This is a genomic window from Microbacterium sp. AC132, from assembly GCF_979258525.1.
On record NZ_OZ409862.1, the window covers coordinates 1,433,472 to 1,460,185 of the forward strand.

The 26,714-nt window shown below is 68.0% G+C and carries 24 protein-coding genes; 12 read left to right on the top strand and 12 right to left on the bottom strand.

Annotated features, from left to right (window positions below; genetic code table 11):
* Positions 1-70: 70 nt before the first annotated feature.
* The 4 genes from ACZZZQ_RS06690 (at position 71) to ACZZZQ_RS06705 (ending at position 3,889) form a co-directional block, all read left to right on the top strand.
* Positions 71-991 (top strand): hypothetical protein, encoded by a 921-nt coding sequence (locus ACZZZQ_RS06690; protein WP_463507191.1) that lies wholly within the window; start codon positions 71-73, stop codon positions 989-991.
* Positions 988-1,713, top strand: coding sequence for a polyamine aminopropyltransferase (locus tag ACZZZQ_RS06695; protein WP_285363645.1), 726 nt, complete (start codon positions 988-990; stop codon positions 1,711-1,713). Before ACZZZQ_RS06690 ends, ACZZZQ_RS06695 begins: the two co-directional genes overlap by 4 nt.
* On the top strand, positions 1,710-2,552 hold the full coding sequence (locus tag ACZZZQ_RS06700) for an SDR family NAD(P)-dependent oxidoreductase (RefSeq protein WP_372984821.1): 843 nt from the start codon (positions 1,710-1,712) through the stop codon (positions 2,550-2,552). The genes ACZZZQ_RS06695 and ACZZZQ_RS06700 overlap by 4 nt, the downstream gene beginning before the upstream one ends.
* A gap of 335 nt (positions 2,553-2,887) precedes the next feature.
* Entirely contained in the window at positions 2,888-3,889 is a 1,002-nt protein-coding gene (locus tag ACZZZQ_RS06705) for a magnesium and cobalt transport protein CorA (RefSeq protein WP_053098377.1), read from the top strand.
* Positions 3,890-3,901: 12 nt separating this feature from the next.
* Here ACZZZQ_RS06705 and ACZZZQ_RS06710 read toward each other — a convergent pair whose 3' ends face one another.
* Positions 3,902-4,435 carry a hypothetical protein gene (locus tag ACZZZQ_RS06710; RefSeq protein ID WP_053098376.1) on the bottom strand — a complete coding sequence of 178 codons (534 nt, stop codon included), beginning with the start codon at positions 4,433-4,435 and terminating at the stop codon, positions 3,902-3,904.
* A 41-nt stretch (positions 4,436-4,476) separates the two neighbouring features.
* On the opposite strand from ACZZZQ_RS06710, the gene ACZZZQ_RS06715 reads away from it, so the two are divergent.
* The 8 genes from ACZZZQ_RS06715 to ACZZZQ_RS06750 all read left to right on the top strand — a co-directional run bounded on the left by ACZZZQ_RS06715 (position 4,477) and on the right by ACZZZQ_RS06750 (position 11,216).
* The gene (locus tag ACZZZQ_RS06715) at positions 4,477-5,208 is read left to right on the top strand and encodes an SGNH/GDSL hydrolase family protein (RefSeq protein ID WP_463507192.1); all 732 of its coding nucleotides are present in this window, start codon (positions 4,477-4,479) and stop codon (positions 5,206-5,208) included.
* Between the two features lie 96 nt (positions 5,209-5,304).
* Positions 5,305-6,045 (top strand): Type 1 glutamine amidotransferase-like domain-containing protein, encoded by a 741-nt coding sequence (locus ACZZZQ_RS06720; protein WP_463507193.1) that lies wholly within the window; start codon positions 5,305-5,307, stop codon positions 6,043-6,045.
* Positions 6,042-7,397 carry an anaerobic C4-dicarboxylate transporter family protein gene (locus ACZZZQ_RS06725; protein ID WP_072590470.1) on the top strand — a complete coding sequence of 452 codons (1,356 nt, stop codon included), beginning with the start codon at positions 6,042-6,044 and terminating at the stop codon, positions 7,395-7,397. The genes ACZZZQ_RS06720 and ACZZZQ_RS06725 overlap by 4 nt, the downstream gene beginning before the upstream one ends.
* Positions 7,398-7,414: 17 nt before the next feature.
* A complete protein-coding gene (locus ACZZZQ_RS06730) occupies positions 7,415-8,731 on the top strand; it encodes a threonine/serine exporter family protein (protein WP_463507194.1) in 1,317 nt (438 codons plus the stop codon).
* A gap of 206 nt (positions 8,732-8,937) precedes the next feature.
* The gene (locus tag ACZZZQ_RS06735; RefSeq protein ID WP_053098373.1) at positions 8,938-9,297 is read left to right on the top strand and encodes a PadR family transcriptional regulator; all 360 of its coding nucleotides are present in this window, start codon (positions 8,938-8,940) and stop codon (positions 9,295-9,297) included.
* A 1-nt stretch (position 9,298) separates the two neighbouring features.
* Positions 9,299-9,670 (top strand): DUF1048 domain-containing protein, encoded by a 372-nt coding sequence (locus ACZZZQ_RS06740; protein ID WP_463507195.1) that lies wholly within the window; start codon positions 9,299-9,301, stop codon positions 9,668-9,670.
* Complete coding sequence (locus ACZZZQ_RS06745) at positions 9,667-10,452, top strand: ABC transporter ATP-binding protein (protein WP_463507196.1); 786 nt, start codon at positions 9,667-9,669, stop codon at positions 10,450-10,452. Before ACZZZQ_RS06740 ends, ACZZZQ_RS06745 begins: the two co-directional genes overlap by 4 nt.
* The gene (locus tag ACZZZQ_RS06750; RefSeq protein WP_053098370.1) at positions 10,449-11,216 is read left to right on the top strand and encodes an ABC transporter permease; all 768 of its coding nucleotides are present in this window, start codon (positions 10,449-10,451) and stop codon (positions 11,214-11,216) included. Before ACZZZQ_RS06745 ends, ACZZZQ_RS06750 begins: the two co-directional genes overlap by 4 nt.
* Positions 11,217-11,415: 199 nt before the next feature.
* Here the strand turns inward: ACZZZQ_RS06750 and ACZZZQ_RS06755 are convergent, their stop codons facing one another.
* The 11 genes from ACZZZQ_RS06755 to ACZZZQ_RS06805 form a co-directional block, all read right to left on the bottom strand.
* On the bottom strand, positions 11,416-13,440 hold the full coding sequence (locus tag ACZZZQ_RS06755) for an NHL repeat-containing protein (protein ID WP_463507197.1): 2,025 nt from the start codon (positions 13,438-13,440) through the stop codon (positions 11,416-11,418).
* 49 nt (positions 13,441-13,489) lie between these two features.
* Positions 13,490-14,497 (bottom strand): hydroxyacid dehydrogenase, encoded by a 1,008-nt coding sequence (locus ACZZZQ_RS06760; protein ID WP_463507198.1) that lies wholly within the window; start codon positions 14,495-14,497, stop codon positions 13,490-13,492.
* Positions 14,494-15,405: a carbohydrate ABC transporter permease gene (locus tag ACZZZQ_RS06765; RefSeq protein WP_187249078.1), complete on the bottom strand. Its 912-nt coding sequence runs from the start codon at positions 15,403-15,405 to the stop codon at positions 14,494-14,496. The genes ACZZZQ_RS06760 and ACZZZQ_RS06765 overlap by 4 nt, the downstream gene beginning before the upstream one ends.
* A complete protein-coding gene (locus tag ACZZZQ_RS06770) occupies positions 15,402-16,343 on the bottom strand; it encodes a carbohydrate ABC transporter permease (RefSeq protein WP_463507199.1) in 942 nt (313 codons plus the stop codon). Before ACZZZQ_RS06770 ends, ACZZZQ_RS06765 begins: the two co-directional genes overlap by 4 nt.
* 66 nt (positions 16,344-16,409) lie before the next feature.
* Positions 16,410-17,705, bottom strand: a complete 1,296-nt coding sequence (locus ACZZZQ_RS06775; protein ID WP_463507200.1) for an ABC transporter substrate-binding protein — start codon at positions 17,703-17,705, stop codon at positions 16,410-16,412.
* A 100-nt stretch (positions 17,706-17,805) separates the two neighbouring features.
* Positions 17,806-18,915 (bottom strand): LacI family DNA-binding transcriptional regulator, encoded by a 1,110-nt coding sequence (locus ACZZZQ_RS06780; RefSeq protein ID WP_463507201.1) that lies wholly within the window; start codon positions 18,913-18,915, stop codon positions 17,806-17,808.
* Between the two features lie 198 nt (positions 18,916-19,113).
* Positions 19,114-20,586, bottom strand: a complete 1,473-nt coding sequence (locus ACZZZQ_RS06785; protein WP_463507202.1) for a lipase maturation factor family protein — start codon at positions 20,584-20,586, stop codon at positions 19,114-19,116.
* Positions 20,587-20,775: 189 nt separating this feature from the next.
* Entirely contained in the window at positions 20,776-23,076 is a 2,301-nt protein-coding gene (locus ACZZZQ_RS06790; RefSeq protein WP_463507203.1) for a GEVED domain-containing protein, read from the bottom strand.
* A 288-nt stretch (positions 23,077-23,364) separates the two neighbouring features.
* On the bottom strand, positions 23,365-24,282 hold the full coding sequence (locus tag ACZZZQ_RS06795; protein ID WP_053098368.1) for a glycine betaine ABC transporter substrate-binding protein: 918 nt from the start codon (positions 24,280-24,282) through the stop codon (positions 23,365-23,367).
* 76 nt (positions 24,283-24,358) lie between these two features.
* On the bottom strand, positions 24,359-25,387 hold the full coding sequence (locus ACZZZQ_RS06800; protein ID WP_463507204.1) for an ABC transporter permease: 1,029 nt from the start codon (positions 25,385-25,387) through the stop codon (positions 24,359-24,361).
* On the bottom strand, positions 25,387-26,691 hold the full coding sequence (locus ACZZZQ_RS06805) for a quaternary amine ABC transporter ATP-binding protein (RefSeq protein ID WP_053098367.1): 1,305 nt from the start codon (positions 26,689-26,691) through the stop codon (positions 25,387-25,389). Before ACZZZQ_RS06805 ends, ACZZZQ_RS06800 begins: the two co-directional genes overlap by 1 nt.
* Positions 26,692-26,714: the final 23 nt, after the last annotated feature.

Consider the following 26,714-nt stretch of genomic DNA (forward strand, 5'->3'; position numbering starts at 1 on the left):
AATTTGGGAAGAGATGTTCGCCGCCGATACCCACACCGCCACACAGCCTGAGAAGTAGGCTGAGGGCATCATGGACGAGTTCATCCAGGGCTTCTGGAACTTCGCGGGGCACTACTGGTGGCTCGTCTTCCCCATCATGGGCATGGCCGGCGGCGCCGCGAAGGCGTGGGAGCGCAACTCGAAGCGTCGCCACGAACGTCGCATCGAGACCCTGCGACTGAAGGCCGAGATCAAGACGGCTCAGCTCGAAGCCCGCACCGGAAGGGCGAGGCAGGCGGGACCGGCGTTCGTCGACACTCGTGCTTCCGTCGCACCGAACACCCTGCTCGAGCGGCTCTTCTCCGAGCACGACGAGATCACCGCGCGGTGGCTCGACTACGAGCTCGACGTCGCGAAGCTCATCGCCTTCCCCGCCATGAGCGACGGACGCCAGCCTCTGGTCGCGGCGTTCCTTCGGGCCAAGAGGACGGCGGATGCGCTGCGCCCGCTCTCCGCTGACGCAGCCGTGACGGAGCAGCAGGTGTCGGAGTACCTCGACGCCGTCGGCGCGTACGCCGTCGCATTCGAGATCGCCGAGAAGGATGCCCGGCGGCTGCGCGACTCGACCTTCACCGAACCCGAGCGCAAGCGCCTCGACCGCGCGCAGCAGCTGCTCAAGGTCGCCGTCGACGAGTCAGCCACCCAGGCCGAGCGCAACGTCGCCTACCGACGAGTGCGCGACGAGCTCGAGGGCCTGATCCTGCTGAGCGACGAGGCCGTGCAGGTGCTCGAGAAGCAGGTCGCGCGCGAGCTCCCCGCACATCCGTCGACCCCGGCCGAGAGCGCGAGCACCGCGGCATCGACGACACCCGCCCGCGCCGGGGCCGTCTCGGATCCGGAGCCCGAGAAGATCCGGCTGCCGTCGTCGACAGCTCCCGACTCCCCGGCCCGGACTGACGCGTCTGCACCCCTGCGCGCGAACACGAACGACGACGGCGAGAATCCCCGATGATCACGAGATTCGAAGAGCTCGACTGGCAGGAGACCCCGATCGGCGAGCTGACGCTGCGTCGCCGCACCGAACCCGCTGTCGGCCAGGAGATCTACGAGGTCAAGCTCGGTGACGAATACCTGATGTCGAGCCTGTTCACGGTGGCGGAGGAGGAGCTCTCGAATCTCGGCCTGGCCGCTGTCGCCGGCGATGACCTCTCCGTGCTGGTCGGCGGCCTGGGTCTCGGATACACGGCGGTCGCGGCGCTGCGCGACGACCGGGTGGCGTCGCTCACCGTGGTAGACCGGCTCGGCGCGGTGATCGGATGGCACCGACGGAAGCTGCTGCCCGTGTCGGCGGAACTCGTCGACGACCCGCGCACGAGCCTGGTCGAGGACGACTTCTTCGCCGTGGTCCGCGCAGCGCCCCCGGAGGGCCACCGCGGCTACTCTGCGATCCTGCTCGATGTCGACCACTCGCCGCGCCACCAGCTCGACCCCACGCACGCCGACCTCTATACCGCGGCCGGCCTGCGCGCACTCGACCGGCACCTCGCCTCCGGTGGCGTCTTCGCACTGTGGTCGGATGATCCGCCCGACGATGCCTTCATGGACGAGATGCGTGCCGTGTTCGACGACGCCGTCGCCCACGTGGTCGACTTCGCGAACGCGGTCACCGGGGGGACGTCGTCCAACACCGTGTACGTCGGGCGCAGCCGCGGCGCAGCGGAGCCGACGTCGTGACCCCGAAGACGGTGGTCCTCACGGGCGCATCCGACGGGATCGGTGCGGCATCGGCACGCCAGCTCGCGGCATCCGGCCACCGACTCATCGTCGTCGGACGATCGGTCGAGAAGACACGCGCTGTCGCCGCGGACACCGGGGCCGAGTGGTTCACCGCCGACTTCGCGCGACTCGACGACGTGCGCGAACTCGCGACGAAGATCGCGGATGCCGTGGGCGACGGCGGCATCGACGTGCTCGCGAACAACGCCGGCGGCATCTTCGGCGATCAGACCCCGACGGTCGACGGCTTCGAGAAGACGCTGCAGGTCAATCACCTGGCGCCGTTCCTGCTGACGAACCTGCTGCTGCCGCAGCTGCGCACCGGTCGCGCGGCGATCATCAACACCTCGAGCGTCGCGCACCGGCTGTTCGCCAAGCTCGACATCGACGACCTCGACAACCGCAAGGACTTCAGCGCGAACCGCGCCTACGGCGATGCGAAGCTCGCGAACGTGCTGTTCACGAAGAGCCTGCACACGAAGTTCCACGGCGAGGGACTCAGCTCGGTCGCCTTCCACCCCGGCACCGTGCAGACCAACTTCGCCTCGGACTCGAACACGCTCATGCGGTTCGTCTACCGCACCCCACTCAAGCGACTGCTGCTCATCAGCAGCGAGAAGGGCGGCAGCACGCTCAGCTGGTTCGTCGAAGGCACCCCGGATGACACCTGGATCTCGGGCGAGTATTACGACGAGCGCGTTCTGACCCGGCGGGTGAACCCGATGATCGAGGATGCCGCACTGGCCGAGGCCCTGTGGCAGAAGAGCGCCGAACTCGTCGGGATCGACGCCGCCTGACCGCATCCTGATCGCCGGCCGTTCGCCCCGCTGTGTTGCGACCGGAACCACGAGCGGACGCAGCCGGACCGGTGGATCGACCCCCAGCAGGCAGGAGTATGCTGGCACACCGGGTCACATGACCCGTTCAGAGCGCGAGAGGCGGTGATGGCGATGTCCGGTGATAGTTGCGACGCCGCCTTCGTTGCGTCGCGTCTGACGGCATCCGTGCGTTGAGCCCCGGCTCCGCACCTGCACGTCCTGCTCCGCAGCAGTCGGCGGCGTCTTCCGCCCCCTGACGAATACTGCGCACGCCCCCTCTGACCCGGCGTGCGCCTGCGAGAACGGAGCCAGCCATGGCCCTCATCGACAACGGCGTGTACGTCCACGGACGTCGCGTGGAGACCCCGAAGAACCTCGACGAGACCTACCGGTCGCTCGATGCCCACGGCGGCATCGCCTGGATCGGCCTCTACCGACCGAGCCCTCAGGAGGTCGCCTCGGTCGCGCGCGAGTTCGACCTGCATCCGCTCGCCGTCGAGGATGCCCTCTCGGGTCACCAGCGGTCGAAGGTCGAGCGCTACGGTGACACGCTCTTCGCCGTGCTGCGCCCCGCCCGTTATCGCGACGAGCAGGAGTCGATCGAGTTCGGCGAGCTGCACCTGTTCGTCGGCCCCGACTTCGTGGTGACCATCCGGCACGCCGAGTCGCCCGACCTCGTGGGCGTGCGTCGTCGCATGGAGGCGCACCCCGACCTGCTCGCGATGGGCCCCGAGGCCGTGTTCTACGCGATCCTCGACGAGGTCGTCGACGGCTATGAGCCCATCGTCACGGGCCTGCTGAACGACATCGACGAGATCGAGGACCAGCTCTTCGGCGACAGCGACGACGACGCCCTCTCGCGGCGCATCTACGAGCTCTCGCGCGAGGTCATCAACTTCCAGCGCGCGGTGCACCCCCTCGCCGGGATGCTGGAATGGTTGCGCCGCGGATCCGAGAAGTACCGCATCGACGAAGAGCTGCAGCGCTCACTCCGCGACGTGCTCGACCACGTCATCCGCGTGAACGAGCGGGTCGACTCGTTCCGCGCGATCCTCGAGAACGCCCTCACGGTGCAGTCGGCTCTCGTCGCACGCCGGCAGTCGGATGCGAGCCTCGCCCAGAACGACGAGATCAAGAAGATCTCGTCGTGGGCGGCGATCATCTTCGCGCCCACCCTCGTCGGCACGGTCTACGGCATGAACTTCGACGTCATGCCCGAGCTGCACTGGGCGCACGGCTATCCGATGGCGATCGGCGCGATGGCCGCCTTCGCGGTCGCCCTCTACGGGGTGTTCAAGTACAAGAAGTGGCTGTGACCCGCGGCGGGCTCAGCGGTCGTCGCCGCTGAGCCTGTCGAGCAGCTCGTCGAGATCGTCGAACTCCAGGACCTCGACGTCAGCGGCATCCCGGTCGCGCACCTCGATGTTCGCGACTTCGAGGTCGTCGTCGAGCTGCACCAGGATCCGTGAGTCCGGGAACTGCTTGGGCGCATCGAAGGCGATCAGCACGGCATCGGCGAACACCACCACCGAGGTGGCTTCGAGATCGTCGCGCAGGTCGACCTGCTCGATCACCGGCTCGTCGTCGACGGCCTCGTCGATGTCGTCGGCGACCTCGTCGATCACCGCCCGCCACCGGGTCTCGGACACCGACAGGATGCGGGTGATCGCCGCGATCAGCGCGTCGTCGTCGAGGGTCTCCTCGTCGTCCTCCAGCTCGGGGTCGACGTTGACGGTGACGACCGCGCCGGCGGCATCGATGGTGGCCCGCCCGTAGACGAGACCGTTCTCGGCGACCGGATCATCGAGCAGTCCGCTGTCGACGATGCGGGCGAGGAGAGTGTCGAGCAGTGGGGAGGACATGGCACCAGTCTTCCACTCTCGCCGCCGCTAGGCTCTAGGGCGTGCCGAATGCTGACTCCCCCGCCTCCGCCGCATCCGACCTCCGCCGCATCGCGGCCTCCCTCGCCGGCGTCGAGCCGCTGAACTGGGTCATCACCGGAGACTCGATCACGCACGGCCTGCTGCACACGCAGGGCGGGCGCAGCTACTCCGAACATCTGCACGAGCTGATCCGTGGCGAGCTCGGGCGCACCCGTGATGTCGTCATCAACAGCGCCATCAGCGGGCACCGCATCACCGACATCCTGAACGACTGGGACCGTCGTGTCGCATCGTGGCACCCCGACGTCGTGACGCTGATGATCGGCACGAACGACCTGGCGACCGGCCCCGGCCAGGTCACCGTCGAACCCGGCGACTTCGCCGCGTCGCTGCGCGAGTTCGTGTCGCGCGTCCGTGCCACCGGCGCCGTCGTCGTGCTGCAGACCCCACCCGCGATCGACATCGTGAACGCCCCCGGTCGCGAGAGGATCGCGGAGTTCGCGGATGCCGTGCGCACCGTCGCGGCATCCGAGGACGTGATCCTCGTCGACCAGCACGCGCGCTTCATGGAGCTGGGCAACGGCGGTGTTCCGTGGGGGCTGATGGGCGACCCGTTCCATCCGAACGCCGCCGGTCACGCCGCGCTGGCTCTCGAACTCGCGAACGCCCTCGACATCTGCCCGCAGCCCGAGGCCGATCGCACCCTGCCGCTGCTCGAGGCGCAGGTCGCGATGGCGCGCCTGAACGGCTGATCGCGGCGGTCGCCCCGCCCGGGTGAGATCACCCCCCGCAGCGCCCCGAACCCCAATACGCTGAGCGCATTCGCAGACGACAGCGGGGGTGGCGACGTGTCTCATGTGGTGGCGACGGGCGCAGGCAAGGCCATGATGGAGCGTCGGAACGATCCGACGCACGACTACATCCTCGGGCTCACCCGCAAGGAGAGACCTCGAGTGCTGTTCGTCGGCACGGCGACGGGCGATGACGCGGCATACATCGTGAGCTTCTACGCGACGTACGACTCGGACCGCTGCGCACCGCATCATCTGCCCCTCTTCCACCGATCGGTCGACGACCTCGCCGGTTTCGTGAAGGGGTTCGACGTCATCCATGTCGGCGGCGGCAACACCGCGAACATGCTCGACGTCTGGAAACGCCAGGGCCTCGACGAGATCATGCGCGAGATGTGGGAGGACCCGAACTCGAACGTCGTGTTCACCGGAGGCAGCGCCGGCGGCATCTGCTGGTTCGAGGGCGGCACGACCGACAGCTACGGTCCGACCCTGCAGGTGCTGCCCGAGGGGCTCGGATTCCTGCACGGCAGCTTCTGTCCGCACTACGACGCCGAGGATCAGCGGCGACCGCTCTTCCACGCGTCGCTGCTCAGCGGTGAGCTCGCGACCGGATACGCGGTCGGCAACCTGCAGTCGCTGCACTTCGAGAACTCCGACTTCGTCACGGCGATCAGCCCGGTCGAGAACCCGCTCGCGCTGCGTGTCGAGGCCATCGGCGGCAGGATCGTCGAGACCGAGCTCGCGACCGAGATCCTCTCGGCATCCGCCCCGATCACGAAGGGGCCGTCGACGTGAACGACAACGTGTGGATCCTGATCGCCCAGCTGATCGTCGTCATCCTCGCGATCTACATGGGCACCCGCACCAGCGGGATCGGCCTGGGCGTGTGGGGACTCGTCGGCGTCGCCGTGCTCATCTTCGTGTTCGGAGAGGCTCCCGGCAACGCCCCGGTGGATGCCGTCTTCATCGTCATCACGGTGATCACGGCCGCATCCACCATGCAGGCGGCCGGCGGCATCGACTGGATGGTGTCTATCGCCGCCAAGGTGATCAGACGCAAGCCGAAGTCCGTGGTCTTCCTCGCCCCGGCGATGTCGTTCCTCTTCACGGTCGGCGCCGGCACGGGCAACATCTTCTACCCGCTGCTGCCCGTGATCTACGACGTGTCGTACCAGCAGAAGATCCGCCCCGAACGAGCGCTCTCCGTCTCGGCGGTCGCGTCGCAGGTCGGCATCCTCTGCTCCCCCGTCTCGGCAGCGACCGCGTCGATGGTGGTGCTCCTCGCGCCGCAGGGAGTCGATCTCGGCGGACTGCTGCTGATCATGTGGCCCGCGTCGATCGCCGGGCTCTTCGTCGCCGCGCTCGTCATGATGCGCCACGGCAAGGACCTCGAAGACGACCCCGAGTTCCAGCGGCGCCTCGAGAGCCACCAGATCCAGCCGCCCACGGTCGACGCGCACGACAGCAGGCTTCCGCGCACCGCAGTGCTGTCTGCCACGCTCTTCCTGATCGGCGTCGGCGTCATCGTGCTCTTCGGGCTCTTCGAGGGGCTGCGCCCCGTGATCGGCACCGACGACGCCGGCGACCCGGTGCGTCTGAGCGTGACCGTGATCATCGAGGTCGTGATGGGTGTCATCGCCGCTCTCATCTTCGTGTTCTGCAAGGTCAAGGCCGCGGATGTGCCGAAGCAGCCGACGTTCCCCGCCGGCATCGTCGGCGCGATCGCCCTGTTCGGCATCGCGTGGCTCGCCAACACCTTCGTCGCCGCCAACCAGACGCTGATCGTCGACGGCCTCGGCTCGGTGGTGTCGGGATCGTCGGCGTTCCTCGGAGCACTGCTGTTCGCCCTCGCGCTGTTCGCTGTCGCGATGCTGACCACGAGCCAATCGAGCGCGACCAACGCGATCGTCCCGATCGGCATCACCATCGGGCTGCCCGCACCGCTGCTCGTCGGGCTGTGGCCGTCGACCATGGGCATCTACACGCTGCCGGCCAACGGCAGTCAGGTCGCCACCGTCGCATTCGACCAGACCGGCACGACGAAGATGGGCAGGTTCGTCTTCGACCACTCGTTCCAGCTGCCCAACCTCGTCTACATCGGCGTCGCGATCGTCGTCGGCGTGACCCTGTCGTTCCTGTTCTCGTGACGTGAGCGCGCGCTGACATGCTGGACGTGCTCGACCGCTCGGCCCTGCGCCAGTTCCTTCTGGGAGTGGCGCAGGGCATGAACGCCTCGGCCGAGTCGGTCGACCGCATCCGCGACACGATGACAGAGGTCGTCGAGGCCTATGGCGGCGACGACACCGACTTCGTCGTGCTGCCGACCATCATCCTGGTGGAGACCGGCGACGACGAGGAGTCGCGAGTCGCGATCCGGTCGGCGACCAACGCCTCGTTCCGCTTCGACCAGATCGCGGCACTGTACGAGCTGATCGCGCAGGCGCGCACCGCCTCGGTGTCGCCGCTCGACGGCATCCGTCGCCTGAACGAGATCGGGGCGATGCGTCCACGGCTGGGCTGGGTCACCCGCACGTTCGGGCATGCCGTGCTGACGACCGGCTTGGCGCTGCTGCTCGCCCCCACCTGGCAGGGCGCGATCGTCGCCTTCGTGCTGGGTGCGGGCATCGGGCTGCTCAAGCTCGTGCGCTCGCCCACCCTGCAGCTCGTGATGCCGATCGCCGCGGCGTTCGTGTGCGCCGCCGCGGTGTTCCTGCTCGCCGAGGTCATCGAGATCGGCGATCCGATCCGGCTGCTCATCGCCCCGCTGGTCACCTTCCTGCCCGGAGGCGTGCTGACGACCGCGACCGTCGAGCTCGCGGCGGGGCAGATGATCTCGGGCGCCTCGCGTCTGATCTACGGCTTCGTGCAGCTCGCCCTGCTGGCATTCGGCATCCTGGCGGCAGGCACCGTCGTGGGTGTCGAATCGCGCTCCTACGAGCCGCTCGAGGCGGCATCCTTCCTGCCGTGGTGGGTCGCGCTGATCGGCATCCTGGTGTTCGCGCTCGGCAACTATCTGCACTTCTCGGCCCCCACCTCGACATTCGGGTGGGTGCTGCTGGCGCTCGTCGTGGCGTACATCGGACAGTGGGTCGGCACCGCGCTGCTCGGCGCGACCCTGGGCGGATTCGTCGGGGCCGTGGCGATGGCACTCGTGGTGTTCTGGATCGCCTCGCTGCGCCGCGGCGTCCCGGCGCAGATCACGTTCCTTCCCGCGTTCTGGCTGCTCGTCCCGGGCGCTGCGGGACTCGTCGGACTCACCGAGGCCGTCGCCACCGACAGCGGCCTCGCCGACTTCATGGCGGCGCTGCTGTCGATCATGTCGATCGCGCTCGGAGTGCTCATCGGCACCGCGCTGTATCGGGTGGTGCACCACGGGGCCGAGGAGATCGTGCAGTTCGCCGTCGCTCCGCCCACGGTGGTGTCCGAGGCGCCGCGGCGGTTCCTCGACCGACTGCTGCCCTGGCGGCGCGCTCGCGACTGAGCCGCGCTCGCGACTGAGCCCGGCCGCGGATCGCTCAGCCACCCGGGCGGCAGCAGCCCGCGCAGCACGAAGCGCGACCGTCAACGCGGCCACCGGGCGGCTTCCGAGAAAGTTCAGTATTCGGTGTTGCTAAGTACCGGTACTCAGTGTTACTTTGTACCGGTACCCAGCAACACTGAGTACCGAACCAACGAAAGGAGGCTCTCATGGGCAAGCAGATGACCGAGATGCTCAAGGGCACACTCGAGGGCATCGTCCTGGCACTCCTCGCCGAGCAGCCGGCTTACGGCTACGAGATCACCAGCCGCGTGCGCGACCACGGATTCACCGACATCGCCGAGGGCACGATCTACGCACTGCTGGTGCGCGTCGAGCAGAAGAAGCTCGTCGACGTCGAGAAGGTGCCGAGCGAGAAGGGACCGCCCCGCAAGGTGTACTCCCTGAACGCCGCAGGCACGCAGGAGCTCGAGGAGTTCTGGAAGACGTGGAGCTTCCTCTCCGAGCACATCGAACAGCTGAACACGAACAGCACGAACAGCACGAACACGAACAACAAGGAGAACTGACATGGCCGCCAAGTGGATCGAAGCGCTCACCGGATCGCTCGAGCAGAAGAAGCAGTACCGCGATGCGAAGATGCGCATCGACGCCCTCCCCGAGCCGTATCGCACGGTCGCCAACGCCCAGCACCGCTACACGATGTACTACGGGGGCATCACCGACGGCGACATCCTCGTGCAGATCTTCCTCGACCTCGCCGATCTGTGGGAGCGCGCCGCCATAGACGGCACCCCGATCGACGACATCGTCGGCGACGACCCCGTCTCGTTCGCCGAGACCTACGCCGAGGCGTACGGCGGAACCCACTGGATCGACAAGGAGCGCGCCCGCCTCGTCACGGCGGTCGACGACGCGAAGAAGAAGGAGTCACGATCATGAACGCACCAGCGATCGCCGTTCGCGGCATCGAGAAGTCCTACAAGGACCTCCACGTGCTGCGAGGCGTCGACTTCGAGGTCGAGAAAGGGACGATCTTCGCCCTCCTCGGCTCGAACGGCGCCGGCAAGACGACGATGGTCCGCATCCTCTCGACGCTGCTGAAGTCGGATGCCGGCGCAGCCACCGTGCAGGGGATCGACGTGGCCGCCGACCCCCTCGGCGTCCGTCAGCGCATCAGTCTCACCGGTCAGTTCGCCGCAGTGGACGAGATCCTCACTGGACGCGAGAACCTCGTGCTCGTCGCCCAGCTGCGCCACCTGCCCGACCCCGGAACGGTGGCCGACGAACTGCTCGCGACGTTCCGGCTGACGGATGCCGGGGGCCGCAAGGTCGGCACCTACTCCGGCGGTATGCGCCGCCGACTCGACATCGCGATGAGCCTCGTCGGGAATCCCGAGGTGATCTACCTCGACGAGCCGACCACCGGTCTCGACCCCGAGGCCCGCATCGAGGTGTGGGACGTGGTGAAGGAGCTCGCGAACACCGGCACCACCGTGCTGCTCACCACGCAGTACCTCGATGAGGCCGAGCAGCTGGCCGACCGCATCGCGATCCTGCACGAGGGTCGGATCATCGCCAACGGCACCCTCGCCGACCTCAAGCGGCTGCTGCCCGCGGCGAAGGTCGAGTACGTCGAGAAGCAGCCCACCCTCGAGGAGATCTTCCTCACTCTCATCGGACCGAAGTCGGGTTCGACCACCGGAAAGGAGAACGCAGCATGAGCACGCACTTCGCCGCCGATACGGCGACACTCACCGGCCGCTCGATGCGGCACATCTTCCGCAGCCCCGACACGATCATCACGACGGCGGTCACCCCGATCGCCCTGATGCTGCTGTTCGTCTACGTCTTCGGCGGGGCTCTGCAGACGAGCACCGGGGTCGACAATTACGTGAACTATCTGCTTCCGGGCATCCTGCTGATCGCGATCGCGTCCGGCATCGCCTACACGGCGTTCCGGCTCTTCACCGACATGCAGAGCGGCATCTTCGAGCGCTTCCACTCCATGCCGATCGCCCGATCGAGCGTGCTGTGGGCGCACGTGCTCACATCACTCACCGCGAACGCCATCACCCTCGCGATCATCTTCGCGGTCGGGTTCGTGATGGGATTCCGCACCGGGGCGAGCGTCTGGGCCTGGCTCGCCGTCATCGGCATCCTGATGCTGTTCACCCTGGCGCTCACGTGGCTCGCGATCATCGCGGGGCTCAACGCCAAGACGGTCGACGGGGCGAGCGCGTTCTCGTATCCGCTGATCTTCCTGCCGTTCATCAGCTCGGCCTTCGTGCCGACCGACACGATGCCGGGTCCGGTGCAGTGGTTCGCCGAGAACCAGCCGGTCACCTCGATCGTCGACACCATCCAGGCGCTGTTCGCCGAGCAGCCGGTCGGCACCGACATCTGGGTCGCTCTCGCCTGGTGCGTCGGCATCCTGGTCGTCGCCTACGTGTTCGCGATCATCTCGTACCGCAAGAAGGTCAGTTGAACGTCTGCAGTGAGACGGAACGCTCCGTCCGGGCCCCGCGCCCGGCCGGGGCGTTTCGCCGCGCTCGGCGTCGGCCTCATGCGGGAGGAGATCTGCGATTCGGAGGGTGAGTCTCGGCAATGTGCCCTCCCGATCGCAGATCTCCTCCGGAACGCCGAAGGGAAGGAGAGACGGAAGGCCGGACGGAGGATGCCGGGGCTCAGCGCCGCGGCCGATCATCGACCTTGACCAGCGTCCGCCCGCGGAGGGTGAACACCGCGCCGTCCTCATCGACGTTGAGATGGGGTCCGCTGTACCAGCCGCCATTGATGCCCGGCACGACCGTCGTCACCTCGAAGGTGCGAGGGTCGATGCGGAACAGGTTCGTGTCCGAGACGCCGTAGACCACGCCGCGGGCCGCCTTCATCGCCGCGAATCCGGGCACAAGGGCCGCGAGGTCTCCGGTGTGGACGATCGCCCGCCGCGGTCGATCGATCACCACCAGTGCACCCTTGATCGAGAGCGCGAAAAGGTACCGCCCGTGAGCGGCGAGCGCGGCGATGCCGTGAGGCGCGCCCGTCTCAACCCGCCAGAGCTCACGGTGCGCCAGCGGGTCCCACGCGACGATCGTCCCGCGTGGCCCCGTCTTCTGCGCGTTGTCGCCGCCGAGGTACGCGACACCGTCGACCGCGACGACCGCGCGCACCAGCTGCATGTCGTCGATCGGATTGATCGCATGCGTGCTCGCGCCCGTCCGGGGGTCGAACGTCCATAGCGAGCCACCGCCCTCGGTATCCGCCTGGGCGGCGACGAGGAGCAGCCGATTACTGTCGTCCCAGTGGGTGTCGAGGGGGCGATTCTGGGCTGACGGGAACGCCGCGACACGGTGGATCGGCTCCCCGGTCCGCGGGTCGTAGGCCCAGATCCCCTGGGCGTTGTACTGCCCCGTGTAGAGCACGCCGCCGATGACCTCGGCATCCTTCGCCTCTCCCGGCGCGCGCAGATTCACCGCGCCGCCTCGGCGCAGATCGTGCCTCGCGATGCCCCCGTTGCCTCCCACGTAGGCGAACCCGGCACCGACGGCGATTCCCATGCAGGTCTGCGCGCTCACCGGGGCGCCCGCCTCGCCCAGGTCGTACTCGGCGCGCACACCGCCGTCGAGCTCGAGAGCGGCGACGAAACCGTAGCCCGAGACGACGACGAGCCCATCGTCGTGCACGTCGAGTCCCCAGATCTCGCCCAGGTCGACGGGCACCGGAAGCTGATGCACCGCATCCTCGCCCGGCGTCCACCGCAGCACCCCCGCGTCGTTCGCGCAGTAGACGTCGTCGCCCACGACGGCGAAGTTCTTCGCCGTCGTCCCGATCGCCGTCACCGCGCGGTACGAGGTGTGATCGGCGAGGGAGATCTCCGCGATCTTCGTGGGCTCCACCGCGCCCGCCGTCGACGCCAGCAGCCGGTCCCCGGCGATCGTGAGCTCGCGGATGCTGGGGTCGTTCACCATCTCCGACGGCGTGATGTCCGTGAAGATCGCCGCCGTGCGGTCGAAGGCGTAGAGCGCTGCCCTACTCGTTCCGGAACCTCCCCCGAGCGTGCTTCCGGCCCCGAAGAACACCGTCTGATCGGTCGCCGCGACGGCGCGCGCGAGCGTCGCCTTGGCGTCGGGCACGCCGAGGTTCGTGATCGCTCCCGTCGACGGGTCGTACTGCCACAGCGCCGGAGCACCTGTGCCACCGCCGCCGACTGCGAACAGGGTGCCGTCCGGCGCGACGGCGAGGTCGCGCACGTCGCGGTCGCCGATACGGCCGATCGCCACAGCGGGAGCGGCGAGATCGGTCAGATCCCAGCGATAGAGGTTGTTCGCGCTGGGGGCTTTCTGCAGGATGCCGGCATAGAGCAGCTTTCGCGCCGGATCCACCGTCAGCGCCTGAATACTGTGCCCGGTCGCGAGCGTCGTCGAGTGAGTCACGGCGGCGGAGGCGACGTCGAAGGCCAGTATCCCGGTCGGCTCGAGGTTGCGGGATCCGATGTAGCAGATGCCGTCGAGCAGCACCCCGCTCATCAGGGAGTACTGCATGATGCCCGGCCCGATCTCGGTGATCGTGGTGCCTGCGCGCCCCGTCGGGAAGAGAGTCGGGGAGGCCTGCGCAGACTGCGCGGAGCCGACGCCGGCGGCCGCGGCGAGCAGCCCTCCGGCCCCGGCGAGCAGGACTGTGCGGCGGGTCAGCTTCAGGGGTTCGGACATGGGGACTCCTTGCGTTCGTCGTCGAATGTCGGGGAGGAGGCGCGCGCGGTCAGGCGGTGATGGCCAGCAGTTCGGGTTCGACCTCATACGCGAGCGGTTCATCGCGAGTGATCCGTCCGAGCTCGTCGAGCATCGCCCGCGACAGGCGCTCGAGCTCCACTCCGTACGACCCGGCGATGTGCGGCGTGAGCAGTGCATGGTCGGACGAGTACAGCGGGTGGTCGGATTCGAGGATCCACGGCACCGTGACGTCGAGGATCGCGAACAGCTCGCCGGCGAGCACGCGTCTCGTCAGAGCCTGCTGGTCGACGATCTCTCCGCGAGCCGTATTCACCAGGGTCGCCCCGCGCGGCATAGAGGCGATGCCCGCGGCATCCACCAGATCGAACGTCGACGGCAGCGACGGCGCGTGCACCGAGACCACTCGGCTGGTACGCAGCAGCTCGTCGAGCGACACCGACGTGACGCCCAGGGCCGCGGCGTCGTCCTCCGTCAGATACGGGTCGTAGACGACGACCTCGAACGAATATGCACGCAGCATGTCGATGACCATCCGACCGATCTTCGACGCGCCGATGATGCCGACGCGCTGACCGAAGTTGCCCAGTCCGGGGAATGCGGCCTCGATGTCGAACTCGTCCTGCACCCGGCCATAACGGCGAGCGATCGGCAGCACCTGCTTGCCCGCGAGCACGATCATCGCGACGGCGTACTCGGCCACCGGCACCGCGTTCGCCGCGGCGGCGGAGCTCACGCGCACACCGCGCTCGAGAACGACGGGATCGAGATACGGCTTGACCGTGCCCGCCGCGTGCAGCACGGCCTCGAGGCGAGGGGCCTGGTCGAGCACCGAAGCGTCGATGCGCGGCGCTCCCCACCCGGTCACCAGGACTTCGGCCTGCGCCAGCACGGCGCGGGCCGGGTGGGAGCTGAACTCGGTGAGGACGCCGGCGACATCGGCCACGGCCTCGTAGTCGCGCATGACCCTCTCGGGGAACACCCGCTCGCGCACCGACGCCGTCATCGCGAAGGCGATCACGGGGCGCCGGGCGCTCACTTGACGCTCCCAGCCGAGAGGCCGGATCGCCAGAACCGCTGCAGCATCACGAACGCGATGATCAGGGGGAGCACGGAGACGAACGAGCCGGCGATGACGAGCGTCGAGAACTCGGGGTTCTGCTGCACCTGGCTCTGCCACAGCGCGATGCCCACGCTCGACGGGAAGAGATCGCGGTTCTGCAGCATGATCAGGGGGAGCATGAAGTTGTTCCAGATGGCCACGAACTGGAACAGCGCGATCGTGACGAAGCCCGGCACCAGCATCGGCATCCCGACCTGGAGGAAGCTGCGGATGGGCCCCGCCCCGTCGACCCTCGCCGCCTCGAGCGTCTCGGCGGGCAGATAGCCCGAGGAGAACACGCGGGCGAGGTAGACGCTGAAGGGGTTGCACAGTGTCGGGATCAGCACAGCCCAGATCGTGTTGGTCAGGCCGATCGATGCGGCAAGCAGATACAGCGGGATCACCGTGGCGGTGTTCGGGATGAGAACGCCCACGAGCACCGACGCGTACAGCCCGCGCTTGCCGCGGAACTCGAACTTGTCGAACGCGTACCCGGCCATCAGTGAGACGAACCCGCCGACGACGGCTCCGATCCCCGCGTACAGGATGCTGTTTCCCAGCCACCGCACGAAGATGCCGTCATCCTGGGCGAGCAGTCGCTGCAGGTTCACGACGAGATCGCTGCCGAAGGCGAAGGCGTTGCCCGAATAGAGCTCCCCCGCATCCTTCGTCGCCGCGAACACCAGCCAGAGCAGCGGCAGCACCATGTAGGCGGAGCCGAGCACCAGCAGTCCGTTGACGCCGACCTTCGCGGCGGTGCGACGTCCGCTATGCCGCGGGCGCGTGCCTGTCGGACTCGTCGAGCGAGGAGAGTGCGATGTCGGTCGATCGATCACGGCGGTCATCGCGTCGGCTCCTTCGAGGTGAATCGGGTGACGACCCACGACAGCAGACCGGCGAGCAGGGCGAGGATGATCGAGGCTGCAGCCGCCTGCGGCAGGTTGTTGCGGTTGAACGCCGCGTCGTAGGCCCACATGTTCGGCACCCAGGTGCTGGTGACCGCGGTCGTGGCGGACGAGAGGATCTTCGGCTCGGTGAACAGCTGCAGCGAGCCGATCACCGTGAACAGCAGCGCGACCCCGAGCGCGGGCCAGACCAGAGGCGTCTTGATCGAGAGCGCGGTGCGGATCTCCCCGGCACCGTCGACCTTGGCCGCCTCGAGGATCTCACGGGGCACCGCCTGAAGCGCGGTGAACAGGATGATGACGTTGTAGCCCGCCCACTCCCACACGGCGATGTTGACCATCGACGGAAGCACGAGCTGCACCGACAGGAAGTCGATGCCGATGCCGCCGGACTCGAGCGCCTTGACGATCGGGCTGACGCCGGGCGTGTAGAGGTACGCCCAGATGAGTGCGGCGATCACACCGGGAACGGCGTGCGGCAGGAAGAGCAGCAGCTGGAACGCCCGTTTGGCGTAGGCGACTGCCGAGTCGAGCAGCAGCGCCAGTACGAGAGCGACAGCCAGCAACGTCGGCACGTACAGCAGGCAGTAGATCGCGAGCCGACCGAAACCGTCCGTGAACGTCGAGTCGCTCAGCACCTCGACGTAGTTGCCGAGCCCGACGAACTCGACCGTCGCGCCTCCGAAGCCGAGTCCGCTGCGCTTCTCGGCGAAGAGGCTCATGCCGATCGCATAGATCACCGGGGCGATCATCGTCAGCGCGAAGAGGACGAAGAAGGGGATCAGGAAGACGGATGCGGTGCGTCCGCCCGTTCCGGGTATCGTCTTCCGCGCGGTGCGCCGTGCGGTGCGCCTCGTGGCGGATGCCTGAGTCGTCATGGTCTGTGTCCTTCGATCCGTACCGTCGGGCGGGCGTGCGTGGACGCCCGCCCGACGATGCACCGGCTATTCCGTGATGTCGAGGCCGAGCTTCTCGAGCCCGTCGACCGTGGACTTCTGCGTCGAGGTGAGCGCGTCAGACAGCGTCGGCGACGCCGTGACCGAGTCCTTCAGCGCCGTGGCGGTGAGATCGTACTTCGGCCCCCACGCCCACTCGCCGAGGTTCGCCGATGCCTCATCGAAGACCTCGTAGATGTCGTTGCCGTAGTAGTCCGTCGGTGCGACGGATGCCGCGACATCGTTGAGTCCGGGGTAGGCGAGGTAGGCGGTGCCCACGGCACCACGCGCCTCGATCGCATCCGGCGAGGTGACGAGCCACTCGAGGAACACGGCCGCAGCCGCTGCGTTGTCGGAGTTCTCAGGGATCGCGAAGCTCGTTCCGCCGCTCAGCGCACCGCTGGGCTCGCCGTCCCACGAGGGAGGGGCCGCGGCGATCCACTTGCCCTCCTGACCGGAGGCTTCGGTGCGTGTCTTCAGTGCCGAGGCGCTCCACGATCCGCCCACCCACGCGTTGACCACGCCGGTGTTCAGATCGGCTGTCCACTCATCGCTGAAGCCGAGCTGCTTCTTCACCAGTCCCTCATCGATCAGGCGCTGCCAGTAGTCGGCGACCTCCTGCGACTCGTCGTCGTCGATGGCGACCTTCCAGCTGTCGTCCTCGACGGAGAACCACTCGGCGCCCGCCTGCCACGACATCGGCGCCAGCTGAGGCTCGTTGGTGAAGAAGCTCGTGAGGTAGGCGTCGGGGTTCACGGCCTTCACCGCGCGTGCCGCGTCCTCGAACTCGTCCCACGTGGTCGGCACGTCGACGCCGGCGGCCTCGAGCACGTCCTGGCGGTACCAGATCACCATGGGCGGTGCGTCGTAGGGAAGTGCGTAGGCGGCGTCGCCGAACGAGACGAGGTTGCGCACCTGCTCGTCGTACTCGCCGAGCACGTCGCCCGAGACGAGGCCGTCGACCGGCGCGAGCTGTTCAGCCGCGACGAAACCGGGCAGCCGGTCGTACTCGATGCCCACGACGTCGGGACCGCTGCCCGATTCGATGGCGGCGGAGAGCTTGGTGTAGCCACCGTTCGCCCCGTTCGGGATCTCCTCGAAGTTGACGGTGATGTCGTCCTGGCTCGCGTTGAACGCGGCGGCCACGTCGGACATGCCGCTGAGAAACGACCAGAACGTGACCTCGCCCGTCGGGGTCTCGGTGGCCACGGGTTCTGCGGCGGGGCCTCCGGCCGCGCATCCTGCGACGAGAGCGGAGGTGGCGGCGAGAGCCACCACAGAGAGGGAAGTTCGATGCAGGGACATCGCGGGTTCTCCTTTGAATCGTTGACCGTGCGAGTTCGATCATTCGCCACGCCGAACGATTCACCAACCGAAGTGGGCGGTTTCTAACAGAACCTAACAATCAAACGGGGCGCACGGTCGATTCCCTGATGACCAGGGCGGGCAGCAGCGCCATCCGCACCGGTGTATGCGCGGCCCCCGCGGGCTGCTTGAGCCGATCCACGCACAACCTCACCGCGGCGTGGCCGAGCTCGTGCTTCGGTGGCGCGACCGCCGTGAGCGGAACCGTCGCGAAGGCCGCGACCTCATCGTCGTAGGCGACCACGCCGAAATCCTCGGGCACCCGCAGGCCCTTCTCGATCACCAGATCGAGAAAGGCCATCGCGTCGGCATCGCCGAGCAGGATCGCTGCGGAGACCCCATCGGACAGACAGTCGTCGAGCAGATCGCCGAGCTCGGCGATGTTGGCATTATCGCCGACCTGCGGGTGCGACAGATCGCGGCGGAGGGCGCGTGTGGAGTGCTGATCGAGCGATCCCATCGCCCGCCGGAACCCCGCGTCCAACCCGGCGACCGTCGCAGACGGCCGGGCGGCGAGCGCGATCCGGAGGTGCCCCTGCTGCACGAGGTGGCGCACCGCGACCTCCGCGCCGTGGGCATGATCCGTGCGGACCCACTCGAGTCGTCCGGCGAGAGGATCCTCGACGGAACGCTCGACCATCACCACGGGAAGGTCGGTCTCAGCCAGCATCCGCTGCAGTCGCGAGTCGGGGGTGAGGGTGTCCTGCGGGGTGATCATCAGGGCATCCACTCCGCTCGCGATCAGACGCTCGGCCTGGCGGAACTCCTCCTCCTCGGAGTAGTTCGTCGCGCCGACGACCAGTCGGCAGTTCGACTCATGCGCGGCCTGACTCGCTCCCCTGATCACCTCGGGGAAGTAGTACTGCGTCGTCGGCACGATCATCCCGATCGTCGCGACGGGTCTCGGTCGCGAATCGCCGCGCTCACTGTCGCGGGACTGCTGCTGCGCCACGGCGAGAGAGAGCGCGCCACCGTGGACGCGCACCAGCAGCCCACGATCCTCGAGTGCGACGAGATCACGCCACACGGTCATGGTCGTCACCCCCAGCCGCACGGCGAGCGCGGCGCTCGACAGCGAGCCGCGCATCTCGAGCTCGCGGAGGATCGCATCGTGACGCGCGGCGGCGGGCATCAGACCTCCGATGGGCATGCTCGAATCCAACAGAATCCAACATAGCCCGCGTGAATCGCTCCTAGCGTGCGAAGGAGATCTCGCGCTCCGACGGAGGGGATCACCGCATCTGTCCTTCGTTACACGTGATCCCCTTCGCTGCGGATGCCGGAGGCCGGGCAGCGGATGCCGGATGCCGGATGCCGGGCAGCGGATGCGGATGCGGTGCGCCGCGGCCTACCGCAGCCCGAGGGGACCGAGCACGACGGACTGGCGCGTGCGCACCCACACGCCGGCGCCGTCGCGCCGTTCGGCCCGCGTCGCGAAGCGGTAGCGGTATGACACGGCGCGCACCCACCGCGGCGGCTCACCGTCGAACGGGTCGGACCGCAGCAGAGCGAGCGTCGGAGCATCGGCCTCGAGCAGTCGCAGCAGGAAGACCGTGAACCAGTCGTCGAGCGAACGGCCGAGCGGCAGGAACCACATCAGCCAGTCGAGGCGCAGGTGGTACGGCGCGAACTGCCCCGGGATGCGTCGCACGTCGCCCGGCTTTCCCTTGAACTCGTACTCGCGCCACAGCAGACCGTCGTCGTCGGCCGATCCCTCGACGACGATCTCGACCCGCTGCTTCGTGACCGTGCCGAACGCTCCGTAGGCGTTGCCGATCTGCCACCGGTTGAAGCTCGCGTTCATCAGCTGCCGCCGCGCGAACAGGTTGCGCAGGGCGGGCCCGCTCAGCGCCACGACGAGCACGCCCACGGCCGCCGTGAGCACGAACCAGTACAGCGGGATGCCGGGCCACAGCGTGTCGTCCATCGCATCGTCGCGCGGTGCCGCGCCGACCCCCGGCAGTCCGATCGCCGAGAAGGCGATCACGATCGTCACCCAGTTCAGCCAGGCGAAGTTGCCTGTCGCGACGAGCCACACCTGGGTCGCGATCATGATCGTCGCGGCCACCGCCCCGACGATCTGGGGCACGGGACCGGGAATCCAGACCGACAGCAGCGGAGCGAACACGAAGAAGGGCACGACGAGCTGCGCGACGTGGTTGCCGACGACCTCGGCGCGATGGAACCACCGTGGCAGCAGATGGGCCTGCCTGCTGAGCGGCCCCGGCATGGGCTGCGTCTCGTGGTGGTACATCAGCGCCGTGAGGTCACGCCACTCCCGCCCGCCGCGGATCTTGATCATGCCGGCACCGAACTCGACACGGAACAGCAGCCACCAGAACAGCAAGATCACGACGGTCGGCGGAGGCTGATCGTTCGAACCGAGGAAGGCTGCCAGGAACCCCGCCTCGAGCAGCAGCATCTCCCAGCCGAACGAGTAGAAGGTCTGACCGATGCTGACCACCGACATGTATCCCAGCCACAGCGCGAGGAAGCACAGCATCGACACCCACGGCGGACCCCACTGCGGGATGCCGACGACCAGCGCCGCGGACACGACGATCCCTGCCCCGCACAGCAGTGCGAGCCTGCGGTCGGAGTACCGGACGCGGAGGAAGAGGGTCGGATGCAGCATCCGCCGCCGTGACTCCTTCTGCCCGATCCAGTCGAGCAGCGCCGGTGCCGGCAGCAGCCCGTGCTCGCCGAGCAGCGGTCGGAACTGGTTCAGAGTCGAGATGAACGCGACGAGATAGAGCGCCGCGACGCCCCGTTGCAGGACCTCGCGGGCGAACCCGAAGTCGACCGCCGCGAACCCGTCCACGGCCACAGGCTAACCCCGGGTGCGACAGGTCGAAGAGGGGGTTGCGCGTGCCGGGTGGCGCCGTGTCGGGGGTCGCCGTGTCGGGAGACGACCGGCGATCGGGAGGAGAACGGCGATCGGGAGGAGGATCCATCGGGGACCCCCTCCCGAGTGCAGATCTCCTCCCGATCGCAGACGACTCGACCCGGGTCAGCTGACGGCGTCGAGCACTTCCTCGCGACGCCCACGCCGTGCGCGACGGATCTCGAGCGCGACCACGCCCGCGATCGCGAGAGCGATCAGCAGACCTCCGGTGAGCGTGAAGCCGTGCGTCCCCGTTCCGCCCGCGGCCGGCAGCTCGAACACCGGCACGTCCCGCACCGACACCGTGCTGCCGGCGAGGGTGACCTGCGGACTCGACTGCCCGTCGGCGATCGACAGCACACCGGCCGCCGACACGATGATCTTCACCGGCTCGGCGAGGAGTGAGAACCCTTCCGGAGCCGTCGTCTCTTCGAGCCAGTACGTGCCAGGGCGCAGGCCAGCGGCGGTGAACAGCCCGACCTCGGCCCCGGCGATCAGCCCGGGAGTCACCGGCGCACCGGGAAGCCCCGCGGCGTCGGCGAGCAGCCGGAACCCCGACCCGTCCATCCGCACCCAGTCGCCGTTGACGTCTTCGCCGAGCTTCTCGACGATGAGCGAGGCCAGCACCTCTCGCGTGGTCGCGTGGGCCGGATCGGTGTCCGTGACCCGAGCCCCGCCCGACGCCGGCTGCCCTGAGGCGGTCGCCGTGTTCTTGTGCAGCACGCCGCCCGTGGTCGGGGCGGGGTAGGTCGCGGTGAACACGACCGACTCTCCCGGATCGAGCGTGCCGTCCCACGCGCCGACGGGAAGGATCGAGGCGGCCGCGATGACATCATCCGCGAGCTGCACGGCGGTCAGCACGACATTGCCCGTGTTCGTGACCCGGAACTCGAACGTCATCGCCGATCCGGCGTCGACGGCGACTCCCGGGGCGGTGTTCGCGTCGTCGCCGTTCACGAGCTTGAAGACCTCGATCGCGGGTGCCGCCGCGGCGAGGGTGAGGATGTAGTCCTCGACCTCACCGGACTGCGAGATGCCTCGCGGGTCAGCCACTTCCGCAGCGGTGAACGATGTGCGCAGACGCAGGTACGTGTCACCCACGACGGCCGTGCCCGGCACCGTCCACGAGAGGTTCACCGAGGTCGCACCGGCGAGGAAGGCGGCCTGCACCCGCTCGGTCGCATCGAAGATGCCGTTCTTGTTGAAGTCGATCCATCCGGCGACCGTGCCGGGCGACGTGGTGCCCGACAGCGGGATCGGCAATGAGTACGCGGTGCCGCGGATCGCGCGCGGAGCCCGGATGCCGTCGGCGATCGCGTCATCCGTGTCGAGCGAGGCTCCTGCACCGGCGTTCGGCGAGAGCGTCGGCTTGGCCGTCGCGTCGGCATCCGACGTGATGCCCGCACCGAGGCGCAGCGGACCCTGGACGTGCACCGCGGCCTGAGCGGCGTCGTAGCTGCTCGGCGCGTCGCCCATGTCCTCGTGCAGCCGGATCGAGAGTCGGATCAGGTCGCCGAGGCTCTTGCCCGGGTCGTAGGTGTTGTACCCGTTCGCCCAGCCATCCGCCGCCGGCGCCCGCTGGATGTGCGTGCCGAGATTCATGGTGACCGTCTGGAAGGTGCCCTTCAGCACGACGGAGCCGCAGCCGGCGAGCGCGGTGCTGGTCATCGTCCGCCCAGCCAGCTCGGCCGCAGTGGGGAGCATGGTGTTGCACCGCGAGCTGCTCGTCTTCGTCGCAGCGGTGAGCGTGGTGGGGGTGACGCTGAGGTTCTGCGCGCCGGCGATCGGAGCGAAGGTCACTCCGGGTGTCACGATGTCCATCTGCATGGCGATCCAGCCCGCGGCTGTGCGGTCACCATCGGCATCCGTCTTCATCGTGAATCCGTTGCCGGTGATGATCTCGCAGAACGTGTCGGCTGTATTGCGCTCCTCCACGCACTGGGCGTAGCCGCCGAGACCGGAGATGTCGATGATCGGATCCGTGACCGCGCGGCTGAATGCCACCGTGAGGGTGCCGTTCTTGTTCGCGCAGTAGCCGGAGAAGTCCAGGCCGTCGCACATGCCGGCGCCCGCCTCGAGTCCTACCGTCGGCGTGGTCGCGACGTCCAGGCCGGGCGCGAACATCGCGTTGGTCGCGCCGTATCCGTTGTGCGGCGTGGTCGCCAGGAACTGCACGCCGGCCGAGCCCGACTTCGTGGTGGCCGGATTCACCGTCAGTGTGGCCGTGACTCCGCCGCGGTAGTTCATGGTCGCGCTCGTCGCGGTGCGCGTCGTGCTCAGCGCTTCCTCGATGGCCTCTGCCGGCTGCTGCGTCATCGGCAGCCCGCCGGCGAGCAGGATCGCGCCCATGAGCGCGACTCCGAGGATCGTTCGGAGGCGACGGCGCCCTCGGGGTACGCGTGCGGATGCCGGTGCGGGTGCTGTCATGAGGTCCTCGAATCACAGGGACATCTCGCAGGAGTTCCGGGATCCGAGCAACGGACCGATGCGCATGGCAATCAGCCCCGGCGAAGCATGTCTGGGGTGTCGTCGATCTTTCGACGGCACTCACAAGACGTGGGGCTCGCGACATCGTGACGGGGGTGCATGGCCGCTGTTTCGGTACATCAATACACCCGCCCAGACACAGCGATGGGCGGAGGATCCGTGACAGATCCTCCGCCCATCGGAGGGGAGTCCACCCGCGTGAGGACGGACTCGTTCCCGTGAGTCAGGTCAGCTGACGACCCAGTCGAACTGGTCGCCGTTCTCCTCGAGCCACGCGTCGATGGCATCCGCTTCCTTGCCCTCGCCGTACTCGTTCACGACCATGTCCTCGAGCGAACCGTACTGCTCGTCGTCGAGCTTGATCTGCTCGATCAGCTCGGCGGCCTCGGGGAACTCCTCCGCGAAGCCCTTCGTGCCGAGGAAGTGCAGGGCCTCGGACTCGCCCATCGCACCCTTGGGGTCTTCGAGGTCCTTCACGGGGAAGGCGTCGTTGGCCCAGAACGGACGCCACAGCGTCACGACGATGTCCTCCTGCTTGTCGGTCGCCGACTTCAGCTCGGTGAGCATCGCCGCGGTCGACGAGGTGACGAGCTCGTACTCGCCGTCGAGACCGTACTCCGGCATCATCTTCTGGGTCTGCGCGGTGAGGCCGGCACCCGGCTCGATGCCGTAGATCTTGCCGTCGAGCTCTGCGCCCTTGCCCGCGAGGTCCTCGATCGAGTTCAGGTCGGAGTACTCCGGAACCGCGAGGGTCAGCTTCGCGTTGTCGTAGTACGCGCCGAGGTCCTCGATGTCGTCGCCGTACGTCTCCATGTACTCGGCGTGGGTCAGCTCGGGCCAGGCCGACGGGTACATGTCGACATCGCCCTGCGCCAGGCCGGTGTACAGCGGACCCGCCTCGGTCAGCGTCTTCATCTCGACCGTGTAGCCGATCTTCTCGAGCTGGTCCTGCAGCAGGTATGCGGTGCTGAGTCCGTCGGTCCACGAGGGCAGGAACCCGAGGGTGATCGTGCCCTTGTCGCCCGAACCGGACTCGCTGCCGCCGGTGTCTCCGCCGGTTCCGCCCATGCCGTCACCGCTGCAGCCGGCGAGGGTCAGTGTCGCTGCGGCGCCGATCGCCGCGATGGTCAGGATCTTCTTCTTCATGTGTATGTCTCTCGTTCCGTATATATAGGTGCTGTGTTGCTGTGTACTGCGTGTTCTCTTGTGCGGAAGGGATGAGTCAGTGCACGCCGCCGCCGACAGGGGCGCGGCGCGGGGAGGCCTTCAGTCGCTCGACCTCGGCGTCGGCATCCTCTGCGTCGGCTGCCTCGGCCGATGCGGGAGCGGATGCCGTCGCCGTCGTGTCCGCCTCGGCGGATGCGGCATCGAGACGCTTCTGCGTGCGGCGACGCGCCAGCATCCCGAGCAGCGACGAGCGGTTGCTGCCCAGGTCGCCGAGGGCCGCGGTGACGCGGTCGAGGAAGACGGCGATGAGCACGACGCCCAGACCGGCTTCGACGCCCTTGGCGATGTTGATGGTCGAGATCGCCTCGACGACGATCTTCCCGAGGCCGTCGGCGCCCGCCATACCGGCGATGACCGCCATCGATAGCGCGAGCATGATGACCTGGTTGACCCCGGCGAGGATCGTCGGCATCGCGAGCGGGAGCTGGATGCCGCGCAGGATCTGACCCGGCTTGGCGCCGAACGCCTGACCGGCCTCGACGGTCTCGGAGTCGACTCCGCGGATGCCGAGCTCGGTCAGTCGCACACCCGGAGGCAGCGCGAAGATGACGGTGGCGACGAGACCGGGCACGACGCCGATGCTGAAGAACACGATCGCCGGGATCAGGTAGACGAACGCCGGCATCGTCTGCATGAAGTCGAGCACGGGCTTGAGCACCGCGCGCACGGTGGCGTTGCGGGCCGACCAGATGCCCAGCGGCACCGCGATCAGCACGGCGATCACCGCGGCGACGAGCACGAGGGCGAGGGTCTGCATCGCGGGGACCCAGAGGCCCATGGCCACGATCAGACCGAACGAGACGATCGTCCCGATCGCGAGCTGCCACGAGCGCACGAGCCACGCGATGAACGCCGCGATCAGGATGATGACCACGAAATGCGGGCTCAGCAGGGCGCGGGTGAGGCCGTCGACCAGGAAGCTGACCACGAACGAGATGACGTCGAGCAGACCGTCGAGGTTCGTCTTGATCCAGTCGACTCCCGTTGCGACCCAGCTGCCGAGAGGAATGCGGAAACCATCCATCAGCGCACCTCCTCCGTCGTCGTCGCGACCGGCAGCGGCTCGGCCGTCCATCCGTCATCGAGCACGGCGTCGATCTCGGCCTGCGGCATCGGAAGAAGCGGCAGGGTGAGCTCGCCCGTGGCACCGGGGCCGGGGCCCAGGGCTGCGAGCAGGGTGATGCGTGGGATCACGCCGACGAGGCGCCCCTCGGCATCCACCACGGCCAGAGGCAGCGGCGATTCGACGGAGGGGATGAACAGGTTCATCAGCACCTCGTCCTTGCTGACGCTCTGCGGCGCCGGCTTGATGATGGAGTCGAGGGTCGACACCCCCTGGCGCACGAGCTTGACGGCATCGCGGTCGGTGACGATTCCCAGAAGCTTGCGGTCGCGACCGGTCACGTAGGTGGCCGACATGAACGCGTCGCGCATCTGGCGAAGCGCCGTGCGGGGGCCGGCGGTCTCGGCGACGACCGGGCGCGGGCGCTCCATGACGTTCGCGGCGGTGAGCACGCGAGCGCGGTCGACGTCCTGCACGAACTGCTCGACGTAGTCGTTGGCGGGGTCCGTGAGGATGTCCTCGGGCGTGCCGATCTGCACGATGCGACCGTCGCGCATGACAGCGATGCGGTCGCCGAGGAACATGGCCTCGTTGAGGTCGTGGGTGATGAAGACGATCGTCTTCTGCAGCTTCTCCTGCAGTTCGAGGAGCTGCTCCTGCATCTCGCGACGGATCAGCGGGTCGAGGGCGCTGAACGCCTCGTCCATGAGCAGGATGTCGGAGTCGGCGGCGAGCGCACGGGCGATGCCGACGCGCTGCTGCATGCCGCCCGAGAGCTCGGACGGGAGCTTGTCGGCCTGGCCTTCGAGACCCACCAGGGTGAGGATCTCCTCGGCCTTCTTCAGTCGCTCGTCCTTGCCGACGCCCTTGAGCTCGAGCGGATAGGCGACGTTCGCGGCGACCGTGCGGTGCGGCAGCAGGGCGAAGTGCTGGAACACCATCGAGACGCGGTCGCGGCGGATCTCGCGGAGCCGTGACGACGGGATGCCCGTGATCGGGTCGCCGTTCACGATGACGGATCCGTCGGTCACATCGTGCAGGCCGTTGAGCATGCGGATGATGGTGGACTTGCCGGAACCGGAGAGCCCCATGATCACGAAGATCTCGCCGCGGTTCACGGTGAAACTGGCGTCGATGACGGCGGCGGTTCCTGCGTCGCCGACGGCGGATCTGCTCTCACCGGCCTTGAGTCGACGGACGGCACTGCTCGGATTCTTCCCGAACACCTTGTACAGATTGCGCGCTTCAAGAGCGATTTCGGACACGTTTCCCCTGCGGCTCGCCTTCG